The 9,773-nt window shown below is 70.1% G+C and carries 10 protein-coding genes and 1 pseudogene; 7 read left to right on the top strand and 4 right to left on the bottom strand.

Going from position 1 to position 9,773, the window contains the following annotated elements:
- The 6 genes from MET9862_RS26790 to mscL form a co-directional block, all read left to right on the top strand.
- Positions 1 to 309: LysM peptidoglycan-binding domain-containing protein (locus MET9862_RS26790; protein ID WP_142585979.1), on the top strand; the 309-nt coding region annotated here is incomplete at its 5' end.
- Between the two features lie 131 nt (positions 310 to 440).
- A complete protein-coding gene (locus MET9862_RS26785) occupies positions 441 to 2,357 on the top strand; it encodes an ABCB family ABC transporter ATP-binding protein/permease (RefSeq protein WP_142585978.1) in 1,917 nt (638 codons plus the stop codon).
- Positions 2,358 to 2,762: 405 nt separating this feature from the next.
- Complete coding sequence (locus MET9862_RS26780) at positions 2,763 to 3,611, top strand: transglutaminase-like domain-containing protein (RefSeq protein WP_142585977.1); 849 nt, start codon at positions 2,763 to 2,765, stop codon at positions 3,609 to 3,611.
- Between the two features lie 139 nt (positions 3,612 to 3,750).
- A complete protein-coding gene (locus MET9862_RS26775) occupies positions 3,751 to 4,461 on the top strand; it encodes a phosphatidylserine decarboxylase (protein WP_142585976.1) in 711 nt (236 codons plus the stop codon).
- Positions 4,462 to 4,483: 22 nt separating this feature from the next.
- Positions 4,484 to 5,317 (top strand): CDP-alcohol phosphatidyltransferase family protein, encoded by an 834-nt coding sequence (locus MET9862_RS26770; RefSeq protein WP_142585975.1) that lies wholly within the window; start codon positions 4,484 to 4,486, stop codon positions 5,315 to 5,317.
- A gap of 98 nt (positions 5,318 to 5,415) precedes the next feature.
- Positions 5,416 to 5,832 carry a large conductance mechanosensitive channel protein MscL gene (mscL, locus tag MET9862_RS26765; protein ID WP_142585974.1) on the top strand — a complete coding sequence of 139 codons (417 nt, stop codon included), beginning with the start codon at positions 5,416 to 5,418 and terminating at the stop codon, positions 5,830 to 5,832.
- Between the two features lie 87 nt (positions 5,833 to 5,919).
- Here the strand turns inward: mscL and MET9862_RS26760 are convergent, their stop codons facing one another.
- The 4 genes from MET9862_RS26760 to MET9862_RS26745 all read right to left on the bottom strand — a co-directional run bounded on the left by MET9862_RS26760 (position 5,920) and on the right by MET9862_RS26745 (position 8,717).
- Complete coding sequence (locus MET9862_RS26760) at positions 5,920 to 6,207, bottom strand: hypothetical protein (RefSeq protein WP_142585973.1); 288 nt, start codon at positions 6,205 to 6,207, stop codon at positions 5,920 to 5,922.
- Positions 6,208 to 6,369: 162 nt separating this feature from the next.
- Entirely contained in the window at positions 6,370 to 6,783 is a 414-nt protein-coding gene (locus tag MET9862_RS26755; protein WP_142585972.1) for a DUF1236 domain-containing protein, read from the bottom strand.
- Between the two features lie 229 nt (positions 6,784 to 7,012).
- The gene (locus tag MET9862_RS26750) at positions 7,013 to 7,756 is read right to left on the bottom strand and encodes a sigma-70 family RNA polymerase sigma factor (protein WP_142585971.1); all 744 of its coding nucleotides are present in this window, start codon (positions 7,754 to 7,756) and stop codon (positions 7,013 to 7,015) included.
- A 172-nt stretch (positions 7,757 to 7,928) separates the two neighbouring features.
- Positions 7,929 to 8,717: a class II glutamine amidotransferase gene (locus tag MET9862_RS26745; RefSeq protein WP_142585970.1), complete on the bottom strand. Its 789-nt coding sequence runs from the start codon at positions 8,715 to 8,717 to the stop codon at positions 7,929 to 7,931.
- Between the two features lie 425 nt (positions 8,718 to 9,142).
- Between MET9862_RS26745 and MET9862_RS29685 the strand changes: the two are divergent.
- Positions 9,143 to 9,773, top strand: a pseudogene (locus MET9862_RS29685) (ABC transporter ATP-binding protein); the annotation flags it as partial.

Raw genomic sequence — 9,773 nt, 5'->3', positions numbered from 1 at the left:
CAGGCGCCAGCCAGCGGATCGCGGCCGGCCGCCCCCGCCCCGGCGCGGACCGCGGACGCGGCCGGAAACGGCGCGCCTCAGGCGGCGGGCAGCGTCTTCGTGCCCGAGATCAACACGGCCCGGATCGAGCGCGGCAACAGCCTCTGGCAGATCAGCCGGCGCGCCTATGGCCGCGGCAATCGCTACACCGTGATCTACGACGCCAACCAGGAACAGATCCGCGATCCCGACCTGATCTATCCGGGCCAGATCTTCGTGCTGCCGGACGACAAGACGGGCGCCGGCCAGGGCGGGCACAAGCGCGGCTGACCGCCACGCAACCGCGCCCCGCCCGCCGGGCGGGTGCGGCGCGGGGATCGGCGACCTATATCGGGCGCGGGTCCCCGCCGGGATCCGGATGTCCCGCGGGCCCGCCCGCCCCTGCCCGAACGTTTGCCCGCATGACCACCGAACCCGCGAATCCGGCGGCTCCCGCGCCGGAGCGCCCCGGACTCGTCACCACCTATCGCCGGCTCTGGCCCTATCTCTGGCCGCATGGCCGGCTGGACCTGCAGCGCCGGGTCTTCCTGGCCTTCGGCCTGCTGCTGGTGGCCAAGCTCGCCACCCTGGCGATGCCCTTCACCTTCAAATGGGCGACCGACGCGCTGGTGGCCGCGGTCGGCGGCGGGACCGAGACCGTGCCGAGCGGCCTCCTGGCCGCGCCGATGCTGCTGATCGGCCTCTACGGCCTGTCGCGCATCGTGATGGCCGGGCTGACCCAGGTGCGCGACGGCCTGTTCGCCAAGGTGGCGATGCACGCGGTGCGCCGCCTCGCCCTGCAGACCTTCGAGCACATGCACCGCCTGTCCCTGCGCTTCCATCTGGAGCGCAAGACCGGTGGCCTGACCCGTGTCCTCGAACGCGGCCGCAACGGCATCGAGGAGTTGTCGCGCCTGATGGTGCTGACGCTGGTGCCGACCATCGTCGAGTTCGTGCTGGTGCTCGGCGTACTCGCCTACGAGTTCGACTGGCTCTACTCGGCGGTCGTGCTCGTCATGGTCGCGGCCTATCTCGGCTTCACCTACAAGGCGACCGAGTGGCGGATCGCGATCCGGCGGCGGATGAACAACTCGGACACGGACGCCAACACCAAGGCCGTCGATTCGCTGCTCAACTACGAGACGGTGAAGTATTTCGGCGCCGAGGGGCGGGAGACCGCCCGCTACGACGAGTCGATGGCGAAGTACGAGACCGCCTCGACGCAGACCTACGTCTCCCTCGCCGTCCTGAACGCCGGCCAGGCGGTGATCTTCACCCTCGGCATGACGGCAGTGATGTGGCTCGCCGCGCGCGACATCATGGCCGGGCGGACCACGATCGGCGGATTCGTGCTCGCCAACACCATGCTGGTGCAGCTCTCGATGCCGCTCAACTTCATGGGCATGATCTACCGCGAGATCAAACAGGCGCTCATCGACATCGACGACATGTTCCGCATCCTCCACCGCAACCCGGAGATCGCGGACCAGCCGGGCGCGAAGCCGCTCGCGGTCGGCGAGGCCGTGGTGCGCTTCGAGGATGTGCGCTTCGCCTACAACCCGGAGCGGCCGATCCTGCGCGGCGTCTCCTTCGCGGTGCCGTCGGGAAAGACCGTGGCCATCGTCGGCCCGTCGGGGGCCGGCAAGTCGACCCTGTCGCGTCTCCTGTTCCGCTTCTACGAGCCGCAGGGCGGGCGGATCACGATCGATGGCCAGGACATCGCCGCCGTCCGGCAGGATTCCCTGCGCGCCGCCATCGGCATGGTCCCGCAGGACACGGTGCTGTTCAACGACACGATCGGCTACAACATCCGCTACGGACGCTGGGAGGCCTCCGAGGCGGAGATGCGCGAGGCCGCTCGCCTCGCGCGGATCGACCGTTTCATCGAGTCCCTGCCCGAGGGCTACGACACGCCGGTGGGCGAGCGCGGTCTGAAGCTCTCCGGCGGCGAGAAGCAGCGCGTCGCCATCGCCCGAACGATCCTGAAAGGGCCGCCGATCCTCGTCCTCGACGAGGCGACCTCGGCGCTCGATTCCTTCACCGAGCGGGAGATTCAGGACGCCCTCGACCGGGTTGCCCAGGGCCGCACCACCCTGGTCATCGCCCACCGCCTCTCGACGGTGGTCAATGCCGACGAAATCCTGGTGCTCGACCGCGGGGTGATCGTGGAACGGGGCGACCATGCCGGGCTGCTCGCCCATGGCGGGGTCTATGCCGCGATGTGGAACCGCCAGCGCGAGGCGGATGCCGCCCGCGAGGCCCTGAAGCGGGCCGAGGACCGGGAAGAGGCGGTCGAAGCCGGGACACGGCCCGTGCCGGAGCCTGTTCCGGCGGAGTAGCGCGCCCGCCGCACGGCCGCCGGATCGGCACGACGACGCCCCTCGGGCTCATCGCATAGGGACGCTCTGTCGCCGAGCCGAGGGAAAGCCAGCTCTCGGAGAGGGGGCCTGAGCCTCGCCGGGAACCGCGGAGGTGGTTCAGGACGCCGCCGGAACGGCGACGAAAGCCGCCCATCCCCATGCAATCCTATGCAATCGCCCCGCCCCTCCGAGAGCGCGCGCCCACGCACGATCTGAAATCGGTCTCCGCGACGGTCCGCCCGCTCTCAGCGAAAATGGCCAATATTTGAGCACCGTTTGAATTCGTCGTCGGCCTGAGAGCCGGAACTGAGATCTGGTAACTGGGTTAAGGGCTGGAACCGCTTCGCCGCGGCGCGTCAGCTTGGAACCGATCCCGTTCTCACCATGCATATCCGCACCGGCTTCACCCTCGCCTTCGACACGTTCGGCCCGACGCCGATGAACCTGCTGCTCAATGTGCGGCCGGAGCGTCAGTCCGACCTCGTGACGCCCGAGGCGATCCGCTTCGATCCGCCCGTGGAGGCGAGCCAGCGCATCGACGCCTATGGCAATCTCTGCACCCGCATCATCGCCCCCGGCGGACGCATCACGATGTCGGCCGATTTCGTGGTGGCGGATTCCGGCGAGCCCGACCCGGTGGTGCCGGAGGCGCGCCAGATCCCGGTCCAGGACCTGCCCGACGATGTGCTCGTCTACCTGCTCGGCTCGCGCTACTGCGACACCGACAAGCTCTCGCAGACCGCCTGGTCGCTGTTCGGCACGGCGCCGGAAGGCTGGGGCCGGGTCCAGGCCATCGTCGACTACGCGCATCAGCGCCTGCGCTTCGACTATCAGATGGCGGACGCCACCCGCACCGCGAGCGACGGCCACGCCCAGCAGGTCGGCGTCTGCCGCGACTTCGCGCATCTGGCGATCACGCTCTGCCGCTGCATGAACATCCCGGCCCGCTACGCCACCGGCTATCTCGGCGATATCGGTGTGCCGAAGGATCCGGCGCCGATGGACTTCTCGGCCTGGTTCGAGGTGTTCCTCGAAGGTCCGGACGGCCCGCGCTGGTACACGTTCGACGCCCGCCACAACCGGCCTCGCATCGGCCGCATCGTGATGGCGCGCGGGCGCGATGCCACCGATTGCGCGCTGACCACGAGCTTCGGCACGGCCTATCTGGTCCAGTTCGACGTGCACACCGACGAAGTGCCGGCCGAGCCGCAGCCGATGCGCCGCGCGGCCTGATCCACCGTCCCATGTCGATATCGGCCGGCCGCGCGTGACCCGTGCGGCCGGCCGCATGGTTGACGGGAGCCCCTGGGACTGCCATCCGCCCCGCCTGACCCTGCACGGGTCGTGAGCCGCAGGGAGAACGCGCAGCCCCATGACCGATCTCTTCGAGACGATCCGACGGGTGCTGGTGCCCATCCACAAGGAGGGCTACCCCTTCATCCTGATCGGCATCGTGCTGACGGTGCTGGCCGGCTACTTCTCCCAGTTCTTCGGCTGGATCTTCCTGATCCTGACCCTCTGGGTGTGCTACTTCTTCCGCGACCCCGAGCGCGTCACCCCGGTGGCCGACGGGCTGGTGGTCTCGCCGGCCGACGGCCGGGTCAACCTGATCGCCAAGGTGCTGCCGCCGCCGGAGCTCGATCTGCCGCCGGTGCCGATGACGCGGATCTCCGTGTTCATGAACGTGTTCGACTGCCACGTGAACCGCGTGCCGGTGACGGGCCGGATCGGGCAGATCCACTACACGCCGGGCCTGTTCCTCAATGCCGAGCTCGACAAGGCGAGCGAGGACAACGAGCGCAACGGCCTCGTCATCGAGACGACCCACAAGGGCGAGCCCCTGCGCGTCGGCGTCGTCCAGATCGCCGGGCTCGTCGCCCGCCGCATCGTCGGCTTCGTCAGCGCAGGCGATTCGCTGCAGGTGGGCGAGCGTTTCGGCCTGATCCGCTTCGGCTCGCGCGTCGACGTCTACCTGCCCGAGGGCACCCGCGTGCTCGTCGGGCTCGGCCAGAAGGCGGTGGCCGGCGAGACGGTGCTCGCCGATCTCGGCGGCGGCCCCGAGCGCCAGTTCCGGCGGATATAGCGGACCGACAGGGGGAGCCGCCATGGACGACCTCTTCCCGCCCTTCGAGCCGGACGCCAACGAGCCGCGTCCGCGCCGGTTCAAGCCGGTGCCGTTCCGGATGATCGCGCCGAACATGATCACCCTGATGGCGCTCTGCCTCGGGCTGACCGCGATCCGCCTCGCCTTCGAGGGCCGGTTCGAGCCGGCGGTGATCGCCATCGTGGTGGCGGGCCTCCTCGACGGGATCGACGGGCGCGTCGCGCGGCTCCTGAAGGGCACCTCCCGCTTCGGGGCCGAGCTCGATTCGCTGGCCGATTTCGTGAATTTCGGCTGCGCGCCCGCGCTGATCCTCTACGGCTTCACCCTGTTCAATCTCAAATCGGTCGGCTGGATCGTGGCGCTGATCTTCGCCATCGCCATGGGCCTGCGGCTCGCCCGCTTCAACGCAATGCTGGACGACCCCAACCGGCCCGAATGGAAGAAGGACTTCTTCGTCGGCATGCCGGCGCCCGCGGGCGCGCTGACCGCGATGCTGCCGCTCTACCTGCACTTCCTCGGCCTCGATTTCGGGGCCTGGGCCACGCCCATGGTGCTGATCTACGTCCTCTGCATCGCGCTTCTCGTCGTCTCCACGGTGCCGACCTTCTCCGGCAAGACCATGGGCAAGCGCGTGCCGCGCGGCTGGGTGCTGCCGATCTTCCTCGCCGGCGTGGCCGCTTTCGGCCTCCTGATCAGCTTCCCGTTCGAATCGCTGGTGGCGATCAGCCTCGCCTATCTCGCGACGATTCCGGTGGGTGCCGCCCAGTACCGGCGCCGCCAGAAGCTCGAGGCGCAGGGGCGCAGCGAGCCGCCGGAGAGCCCGGCCGCGGCCTGATCGGCGCTTGGGCGGTGGACAGCACGCGTCCGTGACTGGCCTCGTGCCGGCGTGCCGGTCACCCTGGACCGGCCGAATCGGCCAGCGAGGGATCGCGGATGCTGGAAGAATTCAAGAAATTCGCCCTGCGCGGGAACGTCGTCGACCTCGCGGTCGGCGTCATCATCGGTGCTGCCTTCGGCGCGATCGTCACCTCGGCGGTGCAGGACCTGTTCATGCCCGTGATCGGCGCGATCACCGGCGGCCTCGACTTCTCGAACTACTACCTGCCGCTCTCCGCGAAGGTGCAATCCGGCATGGCCTATGCCGAGGCCAAGAAGCAGGGCGCAGTGCTCGGCTACGGTCAGTTCATCACCGTGGCGCTGAACTTCATGATCGTCGCCTTCGTGCTGTTCCTGGTCATCCGGGCCATGAACAAGCTTCAGAAGGCCGAGGAGAAGGCGCCCGAGGCGCCGGCCGACGTGAAGCTTCTCGGCGAGATCCGCGACATCCTCGCGGCCAGGCCGCGGGTCTGACCGGCCTCAGCTCGGCGCCGGGCTCAGCGCCGTGGTCCTGACGCGCTCTCCTTCCCCGGACCGGCTTCCCCTTCGGCGTAGCGCAACCTAGCCGCGCCCGGACGGCCCGTGCGAGGGCGCGCCCTTGCCGCCCTCCGCCGCGATGCCGAAGGCGTCGAGGATGCGGTCGAGGGCCTCCTCGACGGCGCCCGTCCCCTCCTCGTGGGTCTTGAGGCGGGTCTCGAGCTTGGCGATCTGCGGGGCGAACTGCTCGGGGGCCGCCTCGTCGCCGAGGAAGCGCGGGCTGCCGGTCTCCACGGGGAGGACGCCGCGCAATTGCTGGCCGAGATGGTCGCGCACCGGCTCGGGAAGCTTGGCCTTGTCGTCGCCGTCCATGAGAAACCTCCTTCGGATCAGGGCATTAACGATCGTCGGGCGGCGGACGTTGCGCCGGTCGGGGAGGCTTTTCTCACGGCTCGCACCCTGCGCGGACCGCGCATGAGAAAGGCCCCGGAGCCGGGGCTCCGGGGCCTGAAAGGGGCCGGCGCTGCGGCCGCCTTAGTTGATGACCTCGACGATGCGGTGGCTGCGATCGACCAGCACCGGGGTGTCGTTGATCACGGTGTAGCGGTAGCCCGGACGCACGCGATACTCGTCCGGCACGTCGTAATAGGTCACGCCCGAGGCCGGCAGCGTGGTGCCGACCGCGACACGGCCGTCGTAATCGTAGGAGCGGACATTGCGCTCGCGGACATAGCTGCGGAAGCGCGGCTGCATGTCGACGCCGAGGATGCCGCCGACCGTACCCGTGGCCGCGCCGACCGCACCGCCGACGATGCCGCCGATCGGGCCGGCCGCGTCCGCGCCGACTTCCGCACCGCGGGCGGCGCCCGGCAGGGTGCCCTGGGCCTGGGCGGCCAGCGGCAGCGAGAGGGCGAGGGCCGAGGCGGCGAGAAGGGTCTTGACGTTCATTCACAGTCTCCGTTTCGGTCTGTTCGCCGCGCCCGAGCGCAGCGAAGCTCGGGCCGGTAACGCGCGACCCCGCGAAACGGATGCGTCAAAAAAGCGAATTGCCGGCCCAAAAGCGTGCGCCGCACGCGCGAACCGCGCCTACGCAACTGAAACGGATCACCATTTCCAGTTTGAATGGAGCGTCTGACAGCCGGCATCCGCCCGCACGAAGCCGTGCAGGCGGATCGAATCAGCCCTCTCCGGGCATCGCCGACTTGATGAACCGGTCGGAACCCAGATCCTCCTCGTCGTAGCCGAGCAATTCGGCCAGCCGGCCGCGGGCGCGGCTGACGCGGCTCTTCACGGTGCCGACCTTGCAGCCCATGATCGCGGCGGCTTCCTCGTAGGAGACCCCCTCGGCGCCCACCAGCACCAGGGCCTCGCGCTGGTCCGGCGGCAATTTGGCCAGCGCGCTCTGGAGATCCTCCACGTCGAGCCGGTCGCCCTGGTGGGGCGCGGTGGCGAGACGTGCGGCATAGGAGCCGTCCTGGTCCTCGACCTCGCGCACGCGCTTGCGGTGATCCGAGTAGAAGATGTTGCGCAGGATCGTGAACAGCCAGGCGTTGAGATTGGTGCCCGGCTGGAAGCGGTTGCGATGCTGCCAGCCCTTGAGCAGCGTGTCCTGCACGAGGTCGTCCGAGCGGGCCGGGTTCGAGGTCAGCGAGAGGGCGAAGGCGCGTAAAGACGGCACGGCGGCGAGCAGGCCCTCGCGGAACTCGGGCTCGATCGCCTCGCCGCGGGCGCGCAGGGCCGCCTCGAGCTTGTCGAGCAGCTCGGTGAAGCGGCTCGGCATCTCGGCCGCGCCGATGCGCTCGTAGGTATCCCGCAGATAGTCGCCGAGATGGGCGCGGATCGCGTGGCTGAGATTTGGGCGCTCGGAGGGCGCATCATCCCTCGCGTCGGTGAGGACGTGGTCGGTCTCGTCGCGGGTCATGGCTCGTCGCAGGGTTCAAGCGGGCTTCACGCGCCGGGCGGTCCGGACCCGGCGAGGCGGACAGTGACGCAGGCGAACCCGCCCGCTTCTGTCCTGAGTTAAGGTTGTTGTAGCGCATGAAGCCCGCGCATGCACCTTTGGGCGCGCGCGAGAGGCGCGCGCCGGTCACCCGTCAACAGGCGGAGGCGCGCATCCGGATCAGGTGCGTGGCGCCGTCGCGCAGGGTCAGGATGTCGCCGCGCTCCAGATCGATCCAGTTCTCGTCGCGGGTCAGGGCCTTGGTGGCGATGACCGTGACCACGTCCTGCTCGGTCGTCTCCTGCGCGAAATCGACGTGCCAGTCCTCGTCGATCAGGGTCGCGGTCCCGAAGGGCGCCTTTCGGGTCAGGTAGCAGAGCCGCTTGCCGCAATGGGCGTAGAGGGTGCGGCTGTCGCTGAGCAGCATGTTGAAGACGCCGAGGCCGTGCAGCTCGGCGCAGAGGGCGGCGATCGCGCGGTCGAGGGTCGCGGCGGGCGGCAGCCGGCGGAACCGGGCCTGGAGGCGCCCGAGCATCCAGCAGAAGGCGTACTCGCTGTCGGTGGTCCCGACCGGGGCGAAGGCGCCGAGCGGCAGCTTCTTCACGCCGCGCAGCTGTCCGTTATGGGCGAAGGTCCAGTGACGGCCCCAGAGCTCGCGGGTGAAGGGATGGGTGTTCTCCAGGCTCACCCGGCCGCGATTGGCCTTGCGCACATGGGCGATGACGATGCGGCTCTTGATGGCCGCGTTGCGCAGCAGCTTGGCGAGTTCGGAGCGCGCCGAGGGCTCCGGCTCGTGGAAGCTGCGCTGCCCGCGCCCCTCGTAGAAGGTGATGCCCCAGCCATCGGCGTGCGGCCCGGTCTCTCCGCCCCGTCGTGCCAGGCCCGCGAAGGAGAATCGGATGTCCGTGGGCACGTTGGCGCTCATGCCGAGCAGTTCGCACATCGTCCCGGACTTCCACCCCTAGTGAGCGCCCATCGGCCGAGCGGAGCACCGGCTCGGCGGATGAGCGCGCGTCAGACCATCGTTCCGGAACCCGCGTGCCGCCCGCGAAGCGCCGACGGCGGATCCGGCGCCCCGCAACCCAGCGGATCCCGTGTGTCCCAACCAACGCCCGCAGCACCGGGGTGACCAGAGGGAGGCCTCCCGGGGAGCAGGCGCTCCATGACGCTGCACTTAGAGGCGTTCTGCCCTGCGAACAACAGCCGGCTCAAGGGCCTGCGCCGGGCGGCGCGACCCGGACGATGCCCCGCCGGCACGCCGAGGTGCGCTGCCGCGCTTTGCCTCCCGCCTCGCGTCGACTATGCGCTTGACCCGAGCCCGTGCGGCGAGGGAAGCGCGGTGATCGAGCGCGGCGGTGGCGGAGCGGCATGGAGTCTGACCCGATCCTCCTGACCTGGCGGGCCGCCCGCCGCCAGCATATCCTCGCCCTCGGCCTGGCACTCGGCCTCGGCATCCCCCTCTGCGCCCTCGCGCTGCTGTGCCTGCGCGACCTCGTGGCGACCCTGCCGCGCGACGAGGCCACCGCCCTCCCCTTCCTGCGCCTCGTGGTGCCGCTGCAGGATCCGCGGCCGGACCTCGTCCTCGCGCCGGGCTGGGTCCTTCGGCCGGCCGCGCTCGAACTCGCCGCCTTCCTCTGCCTCGCAGCGTCCGCCCTGGCGCTCGCCGGCCTCGGCTGGGTGGTGGCCCGCCTCTGCGTCACGGCGCAGAACCGCGCCATGTCCGCCCTGCGCGAGACGGTGATCGACGCGATCCTCGGCTCGCCTGCGGGCGCCCGCGACGAGGCGCGGAGCCTCGCCGACCTGATGGGCCGCGCCGTCTCGAAGCTCGACGGCCCCCTCGGCGTCGGCATCGTGCTGCCCGCCCTGGCCGCCGCCGGGACGCTTCTCGCGCTCGCCTTCGCGAAATTCGTGAGCCGGAGCAGCGCGCCCAGCGCCAGCACGAGGACGAGGGCAACGGCGAGCGCCACGACCTGCAGGCCCTGGACGCGGACGCCCCAGA

Source organism: Methylobacterium symbioticum (assembly GCF_902141845.1).
GTDB classification, from domain to species: Bacteria; Pseudomonadota; Alphaproteobacteria; order Rhizobiales; family Beijerinckiaceae; genus Methylobacterium; species Methylobacterium symbioticum.
Note: the sequence above shows the minus strand (reverse complement) of the source record. Positions and strands in the feature narration are given on the sequence as shown.

Excerpts from the sequence above, each read along its gene's own strand:
- MET9862_RS26745 (WP_142585970.1), bottom strand. The coding sequence starts at position 8,717 with ATGTGCGAACTGCTCGGCATGAGCGCCAACGTGCCCACGGACATCCGA.
- MET9862_RS26785 (WP_142585978.1), top strand. The coding sequence starts at position 441 with ATGACCACCGAACCCGCGAATCCGGCGGCTCCCGCGCCGGAGCGCCCC.
- MET9862_RS26750 (WP_142585971.1), bottom strand. The coding sequence starts at position 7,756 with ATGACCCGCGACGAGACCGACCACGTCCTCACCGACGCGAGGGATGAT.
- MET9862_RS26760 (WP_142585973.1), bottom strand. The coding sequence starts at position 6,207 with ATGGACGGCGACGACAAGGCCAAGCTTCCCGAGCCGGTGCGCGACCAT.
- MET9862_RS26775 (WP_142585976.1), top strand. The coding sequence starts at position 3,751 with ATGACCGATCTCTTCGAGACGATCCGACGGGTGCTGGTGCCCATCCAC.
- mscL (WP_142585974.1), top strand. The coding sequence starts at position 5,416 with ATGCTGGAAGAATTCAAGAAATTCGCCCTGCGCGGGAACGTCGTCGAC.
- MET9862_RS26755 (WP_142585972.1), bottom strand. The coding sequence starts at position 6,783 with ATGAACGTCAAGACCCTTCTCGCCGCCTCGGCCCTCGCCCTCTCGCTG.
- MET9862_RS26780 (WP_142585977.1), top strand. The coding sequence starts at position 2,763 with ATGCATATCCGCACCGGCTTCACCCTCGCCTTCGACACGTTCGGCCCG.
- MET9862_RS26770 (WP_142585975.1), top strand. The coding sequence starts at position 4,484 with ATGGACGACCTCTTCCCGCCCTTCGAGCCGGACGCCAACGAGCCGCGT.